General features: G+C 55.7%; 22 protein-coding genes, 1 tRNA gene and 1 pseudogene. 17 read left to right on the top strand and 7 right to left on the bottom strand.

The window, feature by feature from the left end; translation table 11 throughout:
* The first annotated feature begins 323 nt into the window (after positions 1-323).
* The 9 genes from ACX3P5_RS10970 to ACX3P5_RS10930 all read left to right on the top strand — a co-directional run bounded on the left by ACX3P5_RS10970 (position 324) and on the right by ACX3P5_RS10930 (position 9,078).
* Positions 324-1,403 (top strand): branched-chain amino acid ABC transporter substrate-binding protein, encoded by a 1,080-nt coding sequence (locus ACX3P5_RS10970; protein WP_409520464.1) that lies wholly within the window; start codon positions 324-326, stop codon positions 1,401-1,403.
* A 134-nt stretch (positions 1,404-1,537) separates the two neighbouring features.
* Positions 1,538-2,452 carry an ABC transporter permease subunit gene (locus tag ACX3P5_RS10965; protein ID WP_233987790.1) on the top strand — a complete coding sequence of 305 codons (915 nt, stop codon included), beginning with the start codon at positions 1,538-1,540 and terminating at the stop codon, positions 2,450-2,452.
* Positions 2,453-2,462: 10 nt separating this feature from the next.
* Positions 2,463-3,746, top strand: a complete 1,284-nt coding sequence (gene livM / locus ACX3P5_RS10960) for a high-affinity branched-chain amino acid ABC transporter permease LivM (protein WP_233987791.1) — start codon at positions 2,463-2,465, stop codon at positions 3,744-3,746.
* The gene (locus tag ACX3P5_RS10955) at positions 3,739-4,605 is read left to right on the top strand and encodes an ABC transporter ATP-binding protein (protein WP_233987792.1); all 867 of its coding nucleotides are present in this window, start codon (positions 3,739-3,741) and stop codon (positions 4,603-4,605) included. The genes livM and ACX3P5_RS10955 overlap by 8 nt, the downstream gene beginning before the upstream one ends.
* A 3-nt stretch (positions 4,606-4,608) precedes the next feature.
* A complete protein-coding gene (locus tag ACX3P5_RS10950) occupies positions 4,609-5,358 on the top strand; it encodes an ABC transporter ATP-binding protein (protein WP_233988157.1) in 750 nt (249 codons plus the stop codon).
* 118 nt (positions 5,359-5,476) lie between these two features.
* On the top strand, positions 5,477-6,886 hold the full coding sequence (locus ACX3P5_RS10945; protein ID WP_233987793.1) for an EmmdR/YeeO family multidrug/toxin efflux MATE transporter: 1,410 nt from the start codon (positions 5,477-5,479) through the stop codon (positions 6,884-6,886).
* A gap of 198 nt (positions 6,887-7,084) precedes the next feature.
* A complete protein-coding gene (locus ACX3P5_RS10940) occupies positions 7,085-8,197 on the top strand; it encodes a lactonase family protein (RefSeq protein ID WP_458968689.1) in 1,113 nt (370 codons plus the stop codon).
* Positions 8,198-8,344: 147 nt separating this feature from the next.
* Positions 8,345-8,500 (top strand): hypothetical protein, encoded by a 156-nt coding sequence (locus tag ACX3P5_RS10935; protein ID WP_233987795.1) that lies wholly within the window; start codon positions 8,345-8,347, stop codon positions 8,498-8,500.
* A gap of 356 nt (positions 8,501-8,856) precedes the next feature.
* Positions 8,857-9,078 carry a SymE family type I addiction module toxin gene (locus tag ACX3P5_RS10930; RefSeq protein ID WP_233987796.1) on the top strand — a complete coding sequence of 74 codons (222 nt, stop codon included), beginning with the start codon at positions 8,857-8,859 and terminating at the stop codon, positions 9,076-9,078.
* Between the two features lie 269 nt (positions 9,079-9,347).
* Here ACX3P5_RS10930 and ACX3P5_RS10925 read toward each other — a convergent pair whose 3' ends face one another.
* Together ACX3P5_RS10925 and ACX3P5_RS10920 are read right to left on the bottom strand one after the other, a co-directional pair.
* Positions 9,348-9,728: a YidB family protein gene (locus ACX3P5_RS10925; protein ID WP_458968688.1), complete on the bottom strand. Its 381-nt coding sequence runs from the start codon at positions 9,726-9,728 to the stop codon at positions 9,348-9,350.
* A gap of 25 nt (positions 9,729-9,753) precedes the next feature.
* On the bottom strand, positions 9,754-10,014 hold the full coding sequence (locus ACX3P5_RS10920; protein ID WP_458968687.1) for a GlsB/YeaQ/YmgE family stress response membrane protein: 261 nt from the start codon (positions 10,012-10,014) through the stop codon (positions 9,754-9,756).
* Positions 10,015-10,270: 256 nt separating this feature from the next.
* Between ACX3P5_RS10920 and ACX3P5_RS10915 the strand changes: the two are divergent.
* Positions 10,271-10,426, top strand: a pseudogene (locus ACX3P5_RS10915) (LysM peptidoglycan-binding domain-containing protein); the annotation flags it as partial.
* A gap of 289 nt (positions 10,427-10,715) precedes the next feature.
* Here the strand turns inward: ACX3P5_RS10915 and ACX3P5_RS10910 are convergent.
* From ACX3P5_RS10910 to ACX3P5_RS10900, 3 genes are all read right to left on the bottom strand, one after another.
* A tRNA-Asn gene (locus ACX3P5_RS10910) sits at positions 10,716-10,791 on the bottom strand.
* 103 nt (positions 10,792-10,894) lie between these two features.
* Positions 10,895-11,671 (bottom strand): DgsA anti-repressor MtfA, encoded by a 777-nt coding sequence (gene mtfA / locus ACX3P5_RS10905; protein WP_233988158.1) that lies wholly within the window; start codon positions 11,669-11,671, stop codon positions 10,895-10,897.
* A gap of 179 nt (positions 11,672-11,850) precedes the next feature.
* Entirely contained in the window at positions 11,851-12,528 is a 678-nt protein-coding gene (locus ACX3P5_RS10900; protein ID WP_094121706.1) for an ASCH domain-containing protein, read from the bottom strand.
* A gap of 609 nt (positions 12,529-13,137) precedes the next feature.
* On the opposite strand from ACX3P5_RS10900, the gene ACX3P5_RS10895 reads away from it, so the two are divergent.
* Both ACX3P5_RS10895 and ACX3P5_RS10890 read left to right on the top strand, forming a co-directional pair.
* Entirely contained in the window at positions 13,138-13,842 is a 705-nt protein-coding gene (locus tag ACX3P5_RS10895) for a phosphohydrolase (protein WP_336755510.1), read from the top strand.
* Between the two features lie 72 nt (positions 13,843-13,914).
* Positions 13,915-14,178 (top strand): hypothetical protein, encoded by a 264-nt coding sequence (locus tag ACX3P5_RS10890; protein WP_233987801.1) that lies wholly within the window; start codon positions 13,915-13,917, stop codon positions 14,176-14,178.
* A gap of 32 nt (positions 14,179-14,210) precedes the next feature.
* On the opposite strand, the gene ACX3P5_RS10885 is transcribed toward ACX3P5_RS10890, so the two are convergent.
* Positions 14,211-15,815 (bottom strand): methyl-accepting chemotaxis protein, encoded by a 1,605-nt coding sequence (locus ACX3P5_RS10885; protein WP_458968686.1) that lies wholly within the window; start codon positions 15,813-15,815, stop codon positions 14,211-14,213.
* A gap of 118 nt (positions 15,816-15,933) precedes the next feature.
* The gene (gene dcm, locus ACX3P5_RS10880) at positions 15,934-17,316 is read right to left on the bottom strand and encodes a DNA (cytosine-5-)-methyltransferase (protein WP_458968685.1); all 1,383 of its coding nucleotides are present in this window, start codon (positions 17,314-17,316) and stop codon (positions 15,934-15,936) included.
* Between the two features lie 189 nt (positions 17,317-17,505).
* Between dcm and ACX3P5_RS10875 the strand changes: the two genes are divergently transcribed.
* From ACX3P5_RS10875 to ACX3P5_RS10855, 5 genes are all read left to right on the top strand, one after another.
* The gene (locus ACX3P5_RS10875) at positions 17,506-17,982 is read left to right on the top strand and encodes a very short patch repair endonuclease (RefSeq protein ID WP_233987804.1); all 477 of its coding nucleotides are present in this window, start codon (positions 17,506-17,508) and stop codon (positions 17,980-17,982) included.
* 62 nt (positions 17,983-18,044) lie between these two features.
* A complete protein-coding gene (locus tag ACX3P5_RS10870; protein ID WP_233987805.1) occupies positions 18,045-18,320 on the top strand; it encodes a hypothetical protein in 276 nt (91 codons plus the stop codon).
* Between the two features lie 10 nt (positions 18,321-18,330).
* The gene (locus tag ACX3P5_RS10865; protein WP_458968684.1) at positions 18,331-19,242 is read left to right on the top strand and encodes a DUF808 domain-containing protein; all 912 of its coding nucleotides are present in this window, start codon (positions 18,331-18,333) and stop codon (positions 19,240-19,242) included.
* A gap of 32 nt (positions 19,243-19,274) precedes the next feature.
* The gene (locus ACX3P5_RS10860; protein WP_255352405.1) at positions 19,275-19,406 is read left to right on the top strand and encodes a hypothetical protein; all 132 of its coding nucleotides are present in this window, start codon (positions 19,275-19,277) and stop codon (positions 19,404-19,406) included.
* Positions 19,407-19,583: 177 nt separating this feature from the next.
* A complete protein-coding gene (locus tag ACX3P5_RS10855) occupies positions 19,584-19,763 on the top strand; it encodes a YodC family protein (protein WP_233987807.1) in 180 nt (59 codons plus the stop codon).
* The last annotated feature ends 58 nt before the right edge of the window (positions 19,764-19,821 follow it).

Here is a 19,821-nt window from a genome sequence, read left to right as displayed (position 1 = left end):
CAGAGATTGGTGAAGAATCTGTGATCGACCGCATTTTGCACCAACCTGGTGCTGGTGTGTTGGCTGCGTCGCTCTATTGTTAGTGAGCGGTGACTCGCTGATCTGGTGGCCGGTCACCTTCGCCCGCCGTGCAGATGATTTTCTTATCCGCAGAAATTATGGCGAGATTATTGCTTAGATCCTCTGTGGTACCGCAGGCCGTACCCGGAAAACCGCTCTCCACGCTCTGTTCAGAAACTGATTTCTCCTGATTGGCATTGGCTCTTAACCCTGTTGAGGATGACCGCATGTCTGTGAAAGTGATCAAGTTCCCTATCAAACTGATGATGACTGGCTGTTTAATGACCGCCTTATCGGCGCACGCCGATATTAAAATTGGCGTCGCCGGACCTTTCTCGGGTCCGAACGCCACCTATGGTGCGCAGTACTGGAAAGGTGCTTCGCAGGCCGCGGCGGATATCAACGCGGCGGGCGGCATTAACGGCGAGAAGATCGTGCTGGTTCAGGGCGATGATGCCTGTGAGCCCAAGCAGGCGGTGTCGGTCGCGAACCGGCTGGTGGATCAGGACAAGGTGAATGCCGTGGTTGGCCACTTCTGTTCTTCCTCCACCATGCCCGCTTCAGAGGTGTATGACGAAGCGGGCGTGCTGGCAATTACGCCAGGCTCCACCAATCCGCAGATCACCGAGCGCGGCATGAAGACGATGTTCCGGATGTGTGGCCGTGACGATCAGCAGGGTGCTATTGCCGCGAATTACATCATCGACAAACTCAAGGCGAAGAAAGTCGTGGTGATCCACGATAAAGATACCTACGGTCAGGGGCTGGCGGATGCCACCAAAGCGGCACTGGAAAAACGCGGCGTGAAGGAAGCGATGTATGAAGGCTTGTCGCGCGGCGAGAAAGATTTTAACGCGCTGGTGACCAAGATCGGCCAGCTCAAACCGGATGTGGTCTACTTCGGCGGCTGTCATCCCGAAGCGGGACCGCTGGTGCGTCAGATGCGTGAGCAGGGCGTGAAAGCGGACTTCTTCTCTGGCGACTGTATCGTGACGGAAGAGATGGTGACCGCCGCCGGCGGACCGCAATACACCAAAGGGGTCTATATGACCTTTGGCAACGATCCACGCCAGATAGCTGATGGCAAAGCGGTGATTGAAAAGTTCCGCGCCGGGGGCTTCGAACCTGAAGGCTATACACTTTATGCCTATGCCTCGATTCAGGCCATTGCCGCGGCCTACAAAGGGGCCGGTAAGGACAATGAAAAAGCCAGCGAATGGCTGAAGGCCAACAGCGTGGATACCGTGATGGGCAAAAAATCCTGGGATAGCAAAGGGGATTTAAAAGTCTCTGATTACGTGGTTTATCAATGGGATGATAAAGGGAAATATCATCAGCTCTGAGTAAACCGCCAGGCTGTAATCCCCCGCGATTGCAGCCTGAAACCGTCGGACGACAGCCGGGGGATGCAAGCGCATCACTCAGGCACGACTTTTCCGGAGCCGGTATCACTGGCTCCCGCAGTGAGACTTCTGCTATGGATGCCTTCTTTTTACAGCAAATGGTGAATGGACTGACGCTGGGTGCCGTTTACGGCCTGATCGCGATTGGCTACACCATGGTTTACGGCATAATCGGCATGATCAACTTCGCCCACGGCGAAGTCTATATGCTGTCTGCCTATCTGTGCGCCATCGGTCTGGCGCTGCTCTCCGCGTTTGGTATTCACTCTTTTCCGCTGCTGATTTTCGGTACGCTGCTGTTCACCATCGTCATTACCGCCGTCTATGGCTGGACCATCGAACGCATCGCCTATCGTCCGCTGCGCAACTCCACACGGCTGGCACCCTTGATCTCCGCCATCGGCATGTCACTGATCCTGCAAAACTATGTGCAGCTTAGCCAGGGACCTAACCAGCAAGGCGTCCCCACCTTGTTAACCGGCGTGTTGCGGCTGGAGCTGGAAAGCGGCGTGGTGCAGATCACCTGGACCAAAGTCTTTATCTTAATCGCGGCCGCCTGCGGCATGGCGCTGCTGACCTGGATCATCCAGTACACACGGCTGGGGCGCATTTGCCGGGCGGTACAGCAGGATCGACGGATGGCGGCGATCCTCGGGATTAATACCGATCGGGTGATTTCACTGGTGTTTATGATTGGCGCGTCGATGGCCGGTCTGGCTGGCGTGCTGGTGACGATGAATTACGGCACCTTCGATTTTTACGCCGGGTTCATTATCGGCATCAAAGCCTTCACCGCCGCGGTGCTGGGCGGGATAGGTTCGCTGCCAGGCGCGATGCTCGGCGGCCTGCTGCTGGGCGTGGCAGAGGCGCAGTTCGCCGGGCTGGTGAACTCCGATTATAAAGATGTCTTCTCCTTTGCGCTGCTGGTGGTGATCTTAATCTTCCGCCCGCAGGGGTTGCTGGGCCGCCCGCTGGTGGCAAAAGTATGAGGGCGCTGCAATGAATCAAACCCGTCAGGGAGTGAATGTGGCTGAGGCGCTGCGGGAAACGGTGCTGGCCGGGTTAATTGCACTGATCGTCTTTGGCCCGATCGTTGGCATTGTGCTGGAAGGCTATCAGTTCCGGTTACAACCGCTGCGGGTGGCGGTGCTGGTGGGCATCGTGATGGCGGGTCGTCTGCTGTTCAGCCTGTTTCTGCAAACCCGCCGTGGCCAGGCGCTGCTGCGCACCTTTGACGGCGAGGGCGGCGGCGTTTACGTGCGTGAACCGGGTTACCGTTCCCGGCTGCGCTGGATACTCCCGCTGCTGTTGATCGCCGCCTGCCTGTTCCCGCTGTTTTCAACCAAATACCTGCTGACAGTGGCGATTCTGGGGCTGATCTATGTGCTGCTTGGCCTCGGTCTGAACATTGTGGTGGGGCTGGCCGGATTACTGGACCTCGGTTACGTGGCATTTTATGCCATCGGCGCGTATGGCCTGGCGTTGGGCTACCAGTATCTTGGGCTGGGATTCTGGAGCATGTTGCCGATTGCCGCGCTGATGGCGGCCTGCGCCGGGGCGCTGCTGGGGTTTCCGGTGCTGCGAATGCACGGTGACTATCTGGCGATTGTGACGCTTGGCTTCGGGGAAATTATCCGGCTGGTGCTGAATAACTGGCTGTCGTTTACCGGCGGGCCGAATGGCGTCTCGGTGCCATCTCCGACCTTTCTTGGGCTGGAGTTTGGCCGCCGTGCGCGCGAAGGTGGCGTGCCGTTCCACGAGTTTTTCCACCTCAGCTACAACCCCAACATGAAATTTATCTTTATCTACACCGTGCTGGTGCTGGTCGTGCTGCTGGTGCTGTTTATCAAGCATCGCCTGACGCGTATGCCGGTTGGCCGGGCCTGGGAAGCGTTACGGGAAGATGAGATCGCCTGCCGGGCGATGGGGCTGAATCATGTGCTGGTTAAGCTGTCGGCTTTTATGCTCGGGGCCTCAACCGCCGGGATTGCTGGCGTCTTCTTTGCCAGCTATCAGGGATTCGTCAATCCCACCTCGTTCACCTTCTTTGAGTCCGCGCTGATCCTGGCGATTGTGGTGCTGGGCGGCATGGGATCAACGCTGGGCGTGGTGCTGGCGGCGTTTGTGCTGACCGTGGCACCGGAACTGCTGCGCAGTTTTGCCGAATATCGCGTGCTGCTGTTTGGCATGTTGATGGTGCTGATGATGATCTGGCGACCGCGCGGGCTGGTGCGCACCAGCCGTGTCGGCGTCCCGCTGCGCCAGGGAGCCCGCCATGAGTGATGCGATTTTGCAGGTTGAAAAACTGATGATGCGCTTTGGCGGTATCCGGGCGCTCAACGAGGTCAGCCTCCGGGTTGAACGCGGGTCAGTCACGGCGTTAATCGGGCCGAACGGGGCGGGTAAAACCACCGTCTTCAACTGTCTGACCGGCTTTTATCGCGCCAGCGGCGGGCGGATACAGCTCAACGCCAACCAGCGCTCTACCGATGTGATTCAGGTGCTGGGCGAAAAAATCCATGCCAGCGACTGGTTGCATCCGGCGCAACTCGGCTCCCGTCTCTGGTACAAGATGTTTGGCGGCGCGCATCTGGTTAATCGCGCCGGGCTGGCGCGTACCTTTCAGAATATCCGGCTGTTTCGTGAGATGTCAGTGATTGAGAACCTGCTGGTGGCGCAGCACATGCTGGTGAACCGCAACCTGCTGGCGGGCGTATTCAATACCCGAAGCTACCGGGCGGCGGAAAACCGCGCGCTCGACCGGGCGTTCTACTGGCTGGAAACGGTGGACCTCGCCACCACCGCCAACCGGCTGGCGGGTACGCTGTCGTATGGTCAGCAGCGACGGCTGGAAATTGCGCGCGCCATGTGTACCCAGCCGGAGCTGATCTGTCTGGATGAGCCCGCCGCCGGACTGAACCCGGTGGAAACGGAGGCGCTCAGCGCTATTCTGCATCGCCTGCGGGCCGATCACCGCATCAGCGTGCTGCTGATTGAGCATGATATGCCGATGGTGATGAGTATCTCCGATCGCATCGTGGTGCTGGATCACGGCGAGGTTATCGCCGAAGGCACGCCGCAGCAGATTCGCCAGGATGCGCGGGTCATCGCCGCCTATCTTGGCAGTGACGAAGAGGAGTAAATGATGGCGGAACCACTGTTGCAGTTTGAGGCCGTCGATCTCTTTTATGGTCCGCTACAGGCGCTGAAAAATGTTTCGCTGACGGTTAACGCCGGTGAAACGGTCGCGCTGATTGGTGCCAACGGTGCCGGGAAATCGAGCCTGCTGATGTCCATCTTTGGTCAGCCGCGTATCGCCAGCGGCGAGATTCTGTTTCGCGGCCAGCCCATCAGTCAGAAGTCGACCCATTTTATTGCCGCCAACGGCATCGCTCAGGCACCGGAGGGCCGCCGGATCTTTGCGGACATGACCGTGGAAGAGAATTTGCAGATGGGCACCATCGCCATCGGCAATCGTTATCAGAAAGAGGATCTGGCGCGGATGTACAGCCTGTTTCCTCGCCTGCTGGAACGTCGGCGTCAGCGTGCCATGACCTTGTCCGGCGGGGAACAGCAGATGCTGGCGATTGCGCGTGCGCTGATGAGCCGGCCCGCGCTGCTGCTGCTTGATGAACCGAGCCTCGGTCTGGCACCTCTGGTTGTTAAGCAAATCTTCACTATTCTGCGCGAACTGACGGCGCAGGGAATGACGCTGTTTCTGGTGGAGCAGAACGCGCGCCACGCGCTGAAGCTGGCCAATCGGGGTTATGTGATGGTCAATGGTGAAATTCGTTTAAGCGGCAGTGGCGCAGAACTGCTGAACAATGAAGAAGTTCGCAGCGCTTATCTGGGCGGCGCAGCAGTGCCTGCCGTCGTTGGGCTAAAAAGTTTGTAACGATGATTAATTTGGGCAGGAAAGACTTTGCATATTTCTCTGCCCACTATCATCATTAGATCTCCTGTCCAGTCTCTTCTGATTTGGTAATCCTTTGCAAAATCCTGGCGTAGCAGTGATGCAGGCGATCAAGCGCACGGCGTGGTATCCAAAACGTCGCGCTTACCGCACGCTCTACTGGCGTGAAATATCGCCATTAGCCGTGCCTATCTTTTTTGAGAACGCCTGTGTGTTATTGATGGGCGTGTTGAGCACCTTCCTGGTCAGCTGGCTGGGTAAAGAGGCGATGGCGGGCGTGGGCCTGGCAGACAGCTTCAATATGGTGATCATCTCATTCTTTGCCGCCATCGACCTCGGTACCACGGTGGTGGTGGCGTTCAGCCTGGCGAAACGCAACGGCAAGCGCGCCCGCGCCGCCACGCGACAGTCGCTGGGGATGATGACGATACTGGCCTTTGTGCTGGTGATCGCGATCGAGTTCTGGGGCCATCTGATCATTGATGCGATAGCCGGTGCCGCCGATCCCAAAGTGAAAGCGCTGGCGCTGAGCTATCTGCAAACCTCGGCCTGGAGCTATCCGGCGGCGGCCATCACCCTGATTGGCAGCGGCGCACTGCGCGGCGCAGGCAATACCAAAATTCCGATGCTGATTAACGGCGGGATGAACATCCTCAATATCATCATCAGTAGCGTACTGATTTATGGCTGCTTCTCGTGGGACGGTTTAGGGTTTATCGGTGCCGGGCTCGGGCTGACCATCACCCGCTATATCGGCGCAATTGCGGTGATCTACGTACTGATGATTGGGTTCAACGCCTCGCTGAAGATTACTCTGTCGAGCTATTTCCGGCGCTGGAACAGCAGCATTCTGATGGAGGTGCTGGGTATCGGCGTGCCGGCCAGCATCGAGTCGGTGCTGTTCAACGGCGGCAAATTACTCACCCAGGTGTTCGTCGCCGGGATGGGTACCAGCGAGATCGCCGGTAACTTCATCGCCTTCTCCATCGCCTCGCTGATTAACCTGCCGGGCAATGCGCTGGGATCGGCGTCAACCATCATTACCGGGACCCGCTTAGGACGAAATCAGGTGTTTCAGGCGGAGCGTCAGGTGCGGCATGTCTTCTGGCTGGCGACGCTTTGTCTGACCGCGATGGCGCTGCTGACGGTGCCGCTGGCCGGTTTGCTGGCGCGGTTTTACACCAGCGACCCGGAAGTGATTAACGTCACGAAGCAGCTGATCTGGCTTAACGCGCTGTTTATGCCGCTGTGGGCCGCCTCCTGGGTGCTGCCCGCCGGTCTGAAAGGCGCGCGCGATGCGCGTTATACCATGTACGTCTCGATGTTCAGCATGTGGGGCGCGCGCGTGGTCGCCGGTTATCTGCTCGGTATTGAGCTGGGCATGGGCGTCATCGGCGTCTGGCTGGGGATGTTCCTCGACTGGACGGTGCGCGGCGTCTTTTTCTGGTGGCGACTTAACAGCGGCAAATGGCTGAATAACTACCGCCGGATGATCGCTAAATCAGGCTAGCGCCGCGCAAAACGCCTTCCTTTTAGCCGGGGAAGGCGTTACGGCGTGCTGCACTACCGTCAAAAACCCCATCCCCGTCACATCTCCAGGCTTCCGGCTCAATCTTCAGTCAGTTGCACAAAGCCAGCCGGCATTTCTGCCGTTAGCGTTAAACGCCTGCCAACTGAAGCAGCTAATAATAAGAGTGAAGGTGACCCTATGATCCGTCTCAAACCGGCGCTGGCCTTGCTGCCGCTGCTGTGCAGTAGCCCGCTGTGGGCGACAAGCTATGTCTATGTCTCGAACGCCGACTCCGGAACCGTTTCCCGCTATCAACTCAACGACACCACCGGCAGTTTGCAGTGGCGCGGCGACACGCCAGCCGGTAAAAAGATAATGCCGCTGGCGGCCAGTCCGGATGGCAAGCGGCTGTATGGCGCGCTGCGCAGTCCGCCTTATTCCATCATCAGCTGGCGGGTGACGGGACAGCATGGCGACCTGCAGCGGCTGGCGGTAACGCCGGTTGAAGCCAGTTTTCCGTGGATCGCCACCGACAGAAGCGGGCGCTATCTGCTCGCCGCCTCGTATGACAGTGATATCGTCACCAGCAACCGCATCGACGCACAGGGCGTGGTGACGCCGCAGGTGACCGGTCGGGTCAAAACCGGGCCGCACGCCCACTCGGTGATCACCGACGTCAGCAATCATTCGCTTTATGTCGGTAACCTCGGTGCCGATCGGGTGCTGGAATACTCCTTCGCCGACAACGGTGTGATCACTCCGCTGGGCAAGGGTTTTGTCCAGGGCGAGAAGAACAGCGGTGCGCGCCATTCGGTGATCTCGCCGGATAATCGCTTTCTCTATAACCTGGCGGAGATGAGCGGCACCGTAACCCAGTTCAGGCGCGCGGCCGATGGCTCGCTGACGGAGCTGAAACGCTGGCCGAATGCGGTGGCCGGAAAATATGGTCTGCAGCACGGTGAGCAGCGTCCGGCAGGTTACAGCGATCCAACGCCACGCATCTGGGCGGCAGACATCAAAATTACCCCGAATGGCCGCTTTCTCTACGTCACCGAACGGACCTCCAGCACGGTGAGCGGCTACCGGGTCGATCCCGCCTCGGGCGAGCTGACGCTGATTGGCAGTTGGCGGGTCGAGAAGCAGCCGCGCAGCATTGCGATTGATGCCAGCGGGAAATGGCTGATTGCCAGCGGCGAGAAGAGTGCGGTGATTGGCAGTTACGCGATTGATCCGGTCAGTGGCGAACTGAAACGGGTCGCTGAAGCGCCGGTCGGCAAGGGCGCTAACTGGGTAACGCTGATCGCCGGATAAGACCATGCGGTTCGCTTTGCTGCCCGCAGAGGTCGTGCAGGGCGGATCGCATAGTTAATTTCTGGCATAGCAGAGCAGAAATTTTTGGTTCAGTTTACGCGCCTGAACGGGTTTACTCGTCTTATCAACCGATACGGAGCGCGTACGATGAAACAGAAACTGAAAGCCTGGTTTGAACAACTGCTGAGTGGATCTGCGGCGACTGAGGCAGAACGCGATATCAACATTGAATTGCTGTTTCCCCTCAGCCAGCTTTACGGCATGGAGTATTATCCGGCACTGCATCGCTACCATGAAAAATAATCCCTGTTGTGCGTTAACGGATTAAAGGCCCGCCATTTTGCGCGGGCCTTTTTACGTTTGGGCCAGGATGGGGTGTGGACATCATTTCTCCGATGAATACAGGATAGAGAGCTCTGATCGGCATGTCAGGAAATTTCGTTTAATATCTGCGAGTTGTGTTCCAGTTCTGCCTGTTGTCGTCCAGCGTTAATTGACCTATTCTTTTTCAGCGCCTGCAAAATCAGGCGACGGAATTGGAACTCCGGTTAAGCATGCTGGCGACAATGTATTATTGTCGTACGTCTCGCTACACCTCTATGGTGGGCTGGGCGAGGGCATCTCAGGGTGCGGTTTAAAAGCATACTGGAGACATCCCCATGACCACGAACCTCGATCAATGCCACTTCTCATCTGAAGGCGCGCCATCTAAAACACAACGTCGCTATACCATCGGCTATCTGCCTAAACGCGGTGATTGCACTACACCTGCAATACATCTGAGCGGAAAATGGCTGCGTGAGGCAGGATTTGATACCGGAAGCATTATTACGGTGAAAATTGAGCAGGGTTGTCTTGTGCTGGTTCCGCAAAATGATTAAATATAATTTCCTGATACAGGGGAGTGACTCAGATAATTTTAATCACTTTCATTGAATCGCGTGATGACGATTGTTTTTAGAGTTTATCTGGCAGGGGATATAAGTGAGGTTGTAAAGTCTGTTTTTGTATTTTCTACAGGACCATCTCAATACTTTCCATCAACGATTAAAAGAGCTTGCCAGCATTGGTCTTAATTCATCCTGACTAATCTAAAAGATAAAAGCCCAATACTTAAATAGCAGGCTTTTATCTTTTTATTGATGACGGCTTAGTGCATTAACTGACTGACCAGGGCGCTGAGATCGGCATTCTTTTCCAGTGAACCCGCAGAGGAGGCTTTATCAACCAGTTGAGGTAAATATTTTACCAGCAGGTTAAGCGCATCCTGAGTATTAATACCCATCCGTTCGGCTAATTGCTGAATGGCCTCTGAATGAATCATTTTTTCCACAATATCGCTGCTGACAGCAATATTCTGTTCATCACCCAGCCAGGAGTTTACCACCGCATTAAAATCGCCGCTCTGGATATGGCTGACGATGGCGTGCAGGCCACCTTGCTGCTCAACCCACTCCAGCACACCTTTGACTTCCTGACTGGTTTGACTATTCAGACCACACATTCCCAGCACTTTTTCCAGTAAACTCATTTTATTACCTTTAAATTTAAACGATTCAGGACTGCTTACAGGCCCTGATTTTATGCATCACAAAGAGCACGACAATCGAGCCCGCTGTCGCGATGGCAATACTGTAGAGATTGAAACCACTGATCTTACCAAAGCCCAGCGCTGTACTGATTACCCCGCCAATCAGAGCACCGACGACGCCAAGAATAATGGTCATGAAAATGCCCATATGTTCTTTGCCGGGCATAATACATCTGGCAATAATACCCGCAATCAGACCAAATATAACCCATGACAATATGCCCATCTATTCTCTTCCTTTCTCAGTTTTATAATCGCAGCGTTTAGCGTTGGTTTAATTGTTAGCGTAAAAGCAAGCGTATCGTACGCTGCGTTAAAGGTCCCTGGCAATCAGGCTAAGTAAACATTCCACAAACGTAAGAGGGTCAACCATGAGCATTTTGGATAGCATAAAAAATATTGGTGGCGAGTTGTTACATGCTGTAGATAATAATGTTGAAAATAAAAAAACGCCGGAATCGTCGGAATCGTCGAATCAGCGTACTTATACTGTAAAGTCAGGCGATACGTTAAGCGCGATCGCTAAGCAGTATTACAATGACGCATCAAAATATATGAAGATCTTCGAGGCCAACAAAGAATTGTTAAGCAGCCCGGACAAGATCGTGGTGGGTCAGGTGTTACACATTCCTGAGTAATCTGGTGAAGCTATTCGCAGCGGGTTGGAAAATCGGTTTCCGGCCCGCTTTGCTGTGGGCGCGTAACCTCTGTTTCCAGTGGGCATAAATCGCCGGGCGGGCTCCATCAAATCGAAAATCTGCCACAGTGAGCGCAGGGAACGGGCATCTGAGGGTAAAGAGAGTGACGTGCTGGCGGGAATTAAAGCAATGCTGAAGGTATAGATGACTGAGAATGGAGATGAGCATGCGTCTGAAAGCGCTCCTCTGAAAAGCAAAAAGCCTGCTCGAAAGCAGGCTTCTTTAAATATGGCTCCTCTGACTGGACTCGAACCAGTGACATACGGATTAACAGTCCGCCGTTCTACCGACTGAACTACAGAGGAATCGTTGGAACGAGGCGAATATTAACGGCGTCGCCCTAAGGTGTCAACAGCAAAAAATACATTATCATTCAATTGGCTAGCTTTAGCGCAAAGCGATCGCGATTTAAGCAGTTTGCGCCGACAGCGTCGCGATCCGCGTGAGCGGGTCCTGCTGGTAAAACTGGCGAAGATGCTGATACATCGCCGGAAAGCGCTCGGCCAGCAGGTCCGGCGCGGTGAAGAAGTACTCCGACAGCACGGCAAAACATTCGGCCGGATCGCTGGCGGCATAAGGATCAATGCTTGCCGCCTGTTCGCCCACCAGCTCGACTTCGCTTTCGATCGCCGCCATCGCTGCCCGCAGATCTTTCTCCCAGCTGGCGACGTCACGCAACGGCATCACCGGAATCCCGCTGGTGTAGCCGCCGCCGCGGGCATCGAGCTTATGCGCTACTTCGTGAATCACCAGGTTGTAGCCGGAGAGATCAAACGAGTCCTGAATATCGAGCCAGTTCAGCACCACCGGCCCCTGAGTCCAGCTCTGACCCGCATGCACTGCGGCGGCGCTGTGTACCAGTCCATCTTCGTCCTGCCAGTGATCGTCAACCTCAAACGGCTCCGGATAGATCAGCACATCGTGAAAACCATCCAGCCACTCCAGACCCAGTTTCAGCACCGGCAGAGAGAACAGCAGGGCGATGCGCACGCTGCGCAACTCATCAAGCTGAACGTTATCGAGCGGCACCAGCTTTTTCTGTTGCAGGAAGCGCTGTGCCAGCTGCACCAGCGCCTGCTGCTCCTCCTCACTGAGCAGGGTGAAAATCGGCTGTGCCAGACCTGCCTGCCACGGCAGCGCGGCCAGCGTCGAGTCGTTATGCGATTTCCAGGGCCATTTAAACATCATCACTCCCGCACAGAACCGGACTATCTCGCTATCCTGGCGCGCCAGATACAAAAATGCCAGCATCCAAAACAGCATGCTGGCACCATTAATCTGGCTGCAGGGCTTAAGGCGGTCTATTCAACCCGTTAGCGCAGCCGTTGTCTGTGATTCAGCCCGCAAAGCGCAGGGCTGACAGCTTATTTACGCTCGATGCGCTGAAACTCTATCACCCAGACCCACGGGTTCACTTCCCAGCTGGTCGCGCCATACTGTTTTTCCCAGGCTTTGCGGTAGGCTTCTTTCGGCGATTCTGAGTTAACGTTCATAGTGAAGAAGTTATTGAGGAAGTGCGAATCGGTCTGAACGCCTTCCGCCATAATGTCATCTTCACTGATGTCCTGAATCTTCTCTGCCCGCACTCCGGTAATTTCCAGGTTGATACGGCTGGCCCAGCGGGGCATGTGGATGGCGGTCTGCCAGCCAAACTGTTCCGCTTCCGGGCTGCTCATCACATGCTGACCCAGTTCGTTACTGTCCGCCCGATACTGGCAATAGGCTGGCTGACGAAAGGGCGTTGGATCGCGCTCATATTCTGCCAGATCGTTCTCGGGCACCATTGGACCACGCCAGGTTTCACGCACCCACAGCACATCGCCGGGTTTGCCATACGGACAGTGATAACTGATATCAGTCATCGACATCATTTTGTAGCCATGCAGATGGTTAGCACTCACATCGAAAGCATGCACACCTTCGTGATGATCCTGTCCCGGTCCGAAAGCCTGAGTTTTCATAATGCGCCGGGTTTGCGTTTGCTGGCCAACCAACAGGGCACGAACACGCTGTTCGGAAAAAAGAATCGGCCGTTCTTTCATGGATTACCTCTTTTTATTAGTAGAACCCGGTTACTGCTGTAAACATCCCCTTGCTCACCTCAGGGGATTATCATAAAGGGTATAAATCATTTTGCTTAATAATTTGTCGGTGGGTCTGAAGGCGAAAATGGCCGCTTTTCGTGTTAAAAACCAGCAAAATGCAAAAACCGCACCAAAGCTTATCACGCTGGTCAGATAAAGCGCTGAACAGCCCGGTTACAGTACGTTATAACGGTAAAAATAGGAACCTTTTCAGAATTGTTCACCTGTCATTATTGACAGTTTTACAGTTATTTCGGGAATCTGGTCGCCTGAAATCGGCCCGTTGGAAAATTTTTCTGCTGGAGCAAACATTACACACATTAAACTAATGCGCTTAGCCGCCATCCGCTGAGGAAAGACCGAAAAGTGCTTAAATTGCGGTTATTTTGTATCAGAGGTGCTATAAAAATGATCCAGATCTCATTTTCCTGCCGGAAATCCCTGGCAGCGCCGCTCTTTTCCTCAGCACGGTAAGAAAAGTGTCATTAGCCATTCGCTATGATGGCTTGCTGTTGCGCAGCGTTCGCGACCAAAGTTTGCGCATCGATCACTACAGGGAGATAAATAATGTCACTCACACTCTGGCAATCTCGCTATGAAAGCTGGTTTCAGGCCAACTGGGTCCATGATGATGGCGCACACGATATTGCGCATTTACGCCGCGTCTGGATGAGCGCACAGCGCATCATGACCGGCACTGCCGCCAATCCGCTGGTGGTATTAACCGCCTGCTATTTTCACGATGTGGTTAACCTGCCGAAAAACCATCCTGAACGCCATCTGGCTTCGACTTATGCCGCCACCGAAACGCAGCGCATATTGCAGCAGGACTTCCTCGATTTTCCTGAGGATTTGACCGAAGCAGTAATGCACGCGGTAAAAACCCACAGCTTCAGCGCCGGCATTCCGCCGCAGACGCTGGAAGCAAAAATCGTCCAGGATGCTGACCGGCTGGAGTCACTGGGTGCCATTGGGCTGGCGCGGGTGTTCTATACTGCCGGGGCGCTGAATCGTCCGCTGTTCGACAGCGTCGATCCGCTGGGCAAAGATCGTGAACTGAATGATGTGAAATGGACGCTGGATCACTTCCAGAAGAAGTTGCTGCGTCTGCCGGAAACCATGCACACCGATACCGGACGGATGCTGGCTGAACACAATGCGGACTTCCTGGTGCGCTATATGGCCAAGCTCTATGCGGAGTTACAGGGCAATCTGACCGGGATGGACGAGGGCGTGCTGCGGGACTTTACGCCGCTTCGGGCCGAATATTAAATTTTTGTGACAGTATGTTAATCGAAACGGTCATCCGGTAGCGTGGAAGCAATAACAAAAAGGAGCAGCACGATGACCGAAACCGTTAATTTGACGATTAAAATTGATCCCGCACTGAAAGAAAATATTAAACAGCTGGCGCTGGAGAACCAGATTTCGATGAGCCAGGAAATTGTGCAGCGTTTGCAGGCCAGTCTGGAAACGCATCCGCATCCGGCCATTGATAATCAGGATCTGACCGAGGCGTCACCCGAAGCGTCATCAGAGGGGCTGACCAGTGCGGAAGTGAAGCAAATTCGCCTGCTGCTGAAGAAGCAGGGCAAGAAGAAGAAGTAAAACTAAACCCGTCGCCTGACGGGTTTTTTGTTTTATTGCGTCAGATCACCGTGACGGAACTGCTGCACCGTCTGTGCCAGCCGGCTGGCCTGCTGGTGCAGCGCATCTGCCGCGCTGCGCTGCTGCGCACTCAATCCTTCATTGGTCTGTAATTGTTCATTCAGCGCCAGCACCTCGGCGGCAATATGCGATACCCGCGCACTTTGCGCGCTGGCGTTGTGTTGCAGCTCATTTAGCCGGGTGACGACCGCGCTGACCGCCTCGCCAATCTGCCCGAACAGCGCTTCCAGCGACTTCACTTTGCTGAATCCGCTATCCACATGCTGTCGGGTATGCTGGATCAACTGGTCAATCTGGCGGGTCGAATCACCGCTTTTATTCGACAGCAGTCCAATTTCCTTCGCCACCACGGAGAAGCTGCGGCCATAGACACCCGCATGGGCCGATTCTATAGCGGCGTTCAGCGCCAGCAGCCGCGTTTGCAGCGACAGGCTATCCAGCAAATCGACAATTCCGGCAATATCGCCCGACGCCTGCACGATCTGCCGCATCTGACTTTCCATCTGATCGACCTGACCGGCGCACTGCTGCATCAGACGATCGGCGGATTGCGCCTGATCGGTAGCCTGCAGTGAAAAACGGGTGCTGTTTTCCACCTCTTCTGAAACCCGATGCAGACGCTGTGACAGATGACTGAAGCTGGCATTTTGTGCCTGGTGCTGCTCACGGGCCTGCTGATTATAGTGCTGCATCTCGCCAGCCGCCGAGGTCACGCTGGCCGCCACCCGATCAATTTCATGAATGATGTGGTGCAGACCCAGGCGCATCTCATCCATAGCGTGAAACAGCTGCTGCGTCTCACGCGACTGCCGCCGGGCTGGCGCGTCAGAGACCCTTAAATCGCCGGTGGCGATAGCCTGGAGCTGACGGCTGGCCTGCTGCAGCGGCGTAATGACGCCCCGCACCAGCAAGGCTCCGCCCGCGATCAGCAGCCCGAACAGTAGCCCGGTCACCAGCAGTGAGGCATTACGGGTTTCAGTTAAGGTTAAGAGTGAACGGTGATTGACGGCCGCCAGCTGGCGGTTCGCCTCGCTGATCGCCTGAAACCAGGCATCGTTAAACTGCTGTTGATAGGCCTGCATCGGCACCATAAAAAAGGCGTCGATCTGGCTGGCGGCCAGGCCTTTTAGCTGCTCGTCCAGCCCCTGCGTTAACAGGGTGAAGCTCTGTTGCAGCGCACTCTGCGGGGCCGCCTGATAGCGGCTGAACAGCTGTTCGGCCTCGCGCAGCGAAGCGTTCGCGCTCTCCGCCAGGCTTTTCCAGCTGTCGACCGAGCCGCTCTGCTGATCCTGCATCAGATAGATGCCGGCGCGGTGGCTGTTATCGCTGGCGGTGAGCAGTTCGATACGGGCGCGATCCAGCAGCGCCAGTCGCTCACGCAGGGCCTGCGAGTGCGTCAGGTTAACCTGCGCCTGGCCGACCTGGGCCGTCAGCAGCAGGATGCCGGCCGATTGCAACAGACAGAACAGCGCCACAAACAGGATGAATTGGCCGCGCAGGCTGGTAAGCCAGCCAGGCAGACGAGGGGAAAACCGGCGTTTAGCGCCGCTGAGCGGCAGCAGAGTAAGCAGTGACATCACGCAACCCGAAAAAAGAAAAACGGCAGTATCAAGGGCTTGCGTGACATCTTTGTGACAATCCCGCCGGATCGCGGGAGAACAGCAGAATCGGTTTTCTTAACCTAAACCGCGCAGCTTAATCCGCGCGTAACTGACGAATATGGGGCAGCAGCAGCTGAGCGACCGCGGCAAAAACCGGTACCACCACCGAGTTACCGAACTGCTTATAGGCTTGCGTATCCGATACCGGAATGCGGAACGGCTCACTACCCGGCACGTCGAAGCCCATCAGGCGGGCGCACTCGCGCGGGGAGAGACGGCGCGGACGGCGTGCCATATTGGCCGCATTGTGAAACTCCGCTTCGCCCAGCGCGCTGTCCCAGCCGCGATCGATCAGGATCTCCGATCCATCCTTGTAGTAACGCGCCGAAAGGGTTCGCACGCAGCACGCCGGATTACGCGGATCGTTCAGCCCGAATCCAAAGCCGTTGCCTTTGGCCTTGTGTTTTTTGGCGTACTGGTAGAGATAGCGCCACAGCACCGGTGACAGAATATATTTTTCATCCGGCTGCTGCTCCAGCAGGCTTTGCAGGCTCGGCACCACCGGCGGGAAAAACTTTTTGATATCGCGCAGAGTAAAATCCTGACAGCCTTTAATGTCACGGCGAATGCCGACCAGCACAATGCGTTCGCGATGCTGCGGCAGAAAATGACGGGCATCGATCACTTTCGCATCCGGGCTGCTGGCGGCGGCATCGGCCACTTCATAGCCCAGCTCATCCAGCGTCTCCATAATGATGGCGAAGGTCTGGCCCTTATCGTGGCTCTTGAGGTTCTTCACATTTTCCAGCACGAAGAACGGCGGCTTTTTCGCCGCCAGAATGCGGGCCACATCGAAAAATAAGGTGCCCTGAACCTGACATTCAAAGCCGTGGGCGCGGCCTAAGGCATTTTTCTTACTGACGCCCGCCAGCGAAAACGGCTGACAGGGAAAGCCCGCCAGCAGAACCTGATGGTCGGGGATCGCCGCATCAATGGCGCGATAGATATCCGCGTCATCGCTCAAGCCTTCCGGCTGCGTCACCTGGCGAATATCGGTGTTAAAGTGATGCTCCAGCGGATCGCTGTAGTGATTGGCCTTGTAGGTGCGGACCGCTTCCTTGTTCCACTCGCTGGTAAAGACGCATTTGCCGCCGATGGCGTCAAAGCCTTTACGAATGCCGCCAATGCCCGCGAACAGATCGATAAAGCGAAACTCAGGCGCATCATAATGGGCTGGCCGGCTGGGCAGCAGCGCCTGCAACAGTGCCAGCTCTGCATCACACAGCGGCGGCAGCGCGCTTTTGCCCTGGCGTACCCGGTTGAGCAGGGCAGGTGTCCAGCTGAGAAAACCGGCCTGTTGCAAACGGGTGGTGATATCCCGGACCGAATAGATGGAGAGCACTTGCTGTAACAGTTGAGACGCCTCAGAAGAGGAAAGGGCAGCGGAGTGTGGTTCAGCGATGGCGGCGGGGTGCATGCGTTTTTCCTTAACAGTGAGGCGCCTATGCTATCACTCCTGGCGCTGCGAGGAAATTGGCGGCGTGTGCCGCTATGCAGATTGCGCGGCAGCCAGATTTTTACCGCAGCAATCTGATAGCGCCGCTTCGCGGCTTTCGCTTTTCGTGGCGCAGGCTAAAGTTGAAGGACCAGCAAAAAAGGAGAGTTTATGGCTGACGTTCACTCCAGCGAAATACGCAGCAAAAATATGCGTGCCATTCGCGCACAGGATACTGCTATTGAGCAGCGTGTGGCGCTGTTGCTGAAGGATCGCGGATTCAGCTATCGGGTACAGGATAAGAATCTGCCGGGACGGCCCGACTTCGTGCTGCTGGAGCAGCAGGCGATCATTTTTGTTCATGGCTGCTTCTGGCATCGGCATCACTGCTATCTTTTTAAGCTGCCTGCCACCCGTACCGAATTCTGGACCGGCAAGATCAACAGTAATGTCGAACGCGATCGGCGGTATGTCCGTCAGCTACAGGAGAGCGGCTGGAAGGTGCTGATCATCTGGGAATGCGCGCTGCGTGGGAAATTCCGGCTGGCGGATGACGATCTGCTGGAGCGGCTGGAAGAGTGGCTGCTGGCAATGGCGCAGAGCGCCGAGATTGACCACCAGGGCATTCATCATTATCACGCAGAGTGAACCTTGCTAATCAGCAACATAATTGGTTAGATCTGCGCTTTCTCCGTGGCCAGGAGCCTGACATGAGCAGCATTAAACTGACGGTAAAACGCCTTTACCAGCTTCGCGACGAGCGGATGGTGAATACCAAAGCGACCGCGCGCGTCTATCAGGGCGACAGGCTGATCGCCACGGAAGAGATTACCGGCATGACCGAAAGCCCGGTCAGTAAGTATTTGCACGCTGAAGGGACGGCAGGCGAAGCGGTACGGGTGGAGTGGGATTGTGAGGGCATCGCCGAGATGACAGTCACGGAGATCGAGCGCTGCCCATGTTGTCAACATAACGAACCAGACTAAGGATACGATTTTGGCGGGAACCAGCTTACTGACTTTACTTGATGATATTGCAACACTTCTGGACGATATTTCCGTCATGGGAAAAGTGGCGGCGAAAAAGACCGCTGGTGTACTGGGTGACGATCTGTCGCTGAATGCCCAGCAGGTGACCGGCGTGAAAGCCAACCGGGAGCTGCCGGTGGTGTGGGGCGTCGCCAAAGGGTCATTTCTGAATAAACTGATCCTGGTGCCGCTGGCGCTGATTATCTCCGCCTTCGCCCCGTGGCTGATTACGCCGCTGCTGATGATCGGGGGGGCCTATCTCTGCTACGAAGGGGTAGAGAAGGTGATGCACAGCCTGCAAAACGACAAGCAGCATAAATCGCCGGAAGCGCGCCAGCAGCGTCTCGATGCGCTGGCAAACCAGGATGCCGCCGAGTTTGAAAAGAAGAAAATCAAAGGCGCGGTGCGCACCGATTTTATTCTGTCGGCGGAGATTGTGGCGATCACGCTGGGCATCGTGTCGGAGTCGCCGCTGCTGAACCAGGTGATTATTCTGGCGGGTATTGCGATTCTGGTCACCGTGGGTGTTTATGGCATCGTGGCGGCGATTGTCAAAATTGACGATCTGGGCTTCTGGCTGCGGGAGAAATCGTCGCGCATCGCCCAGGGCATCGGCAGCGTCCTGCTGGCGGCAGCGCCGTGGCTGATGAAGATTCTGTCGGTGGTGGGCACCATTGCCATGTTCCTGGTGGGCGGCGGCATTGTGGTACACGGCATCGCGCCACTGCATCATCTGATTGAGGAAGCCAGCAGCGGATTCAGCGGCTGGATCGCCACGCTGCTGAGCAACGGCGCCAATCTGGTGCTCGGATTTATCATTGGGTCGATCGTGCTGTTAGTGGTGAACCTTATTGCCAAACTGCGCGGGAAATCGGTATAAAGCGCACTGTTATTACGGTCAGGAGAATGATGATGAACGACGACATGTTTGAATTTGATATCGACGCGCAACTTGAGCAGGCGGAAGCGAAAGCAGAGAAAAAGGCCAGCGAAGTGCCGGATGATCTGAGCGACGAAGCGGATTGCGAAGGCTGCAAAATCTGACTTCAGCCTGAACGTCTCTTCAAAGCGGATAATATTTATTATCCGCTTTTTTTATTTTCAACATATCCAACTGCTTAATTCTGAATTTGCCGCTTATTTGTGTGCCTTAACAGGCAGGAACCCTTTTGGGCTGCTATAAAGAAAATAATCACACAAGGTCAATGAGGAGGGCGCAACATGGTTTTTGCAATCAGTGAAGAAGTTCAGCACAAAGAAGATGGTCAGACGATGGTGGTCACCGGCTATGCCAGTGGCATGGTGGAGTGTCGCTGGTACGATGGTTATGCGGTGCGTCGCGAAGCGTTTCGCAGCGATGAGCTGAGCGCGCGCTCTTCCCCGCAGCAGCTGGCCAGCTAAATGGCCTGGCAGCAGGCCTGCAGGTACCGATACCTGACAGGCCCGGCTTTGCCATCCT

The sequence above is a fragment of the Pantoea sp. S-LA4 genome, assembly GCF_054482835.1.
This window is presented reverse-complemented; position numbering and strand designations above follow the sequence as displayed.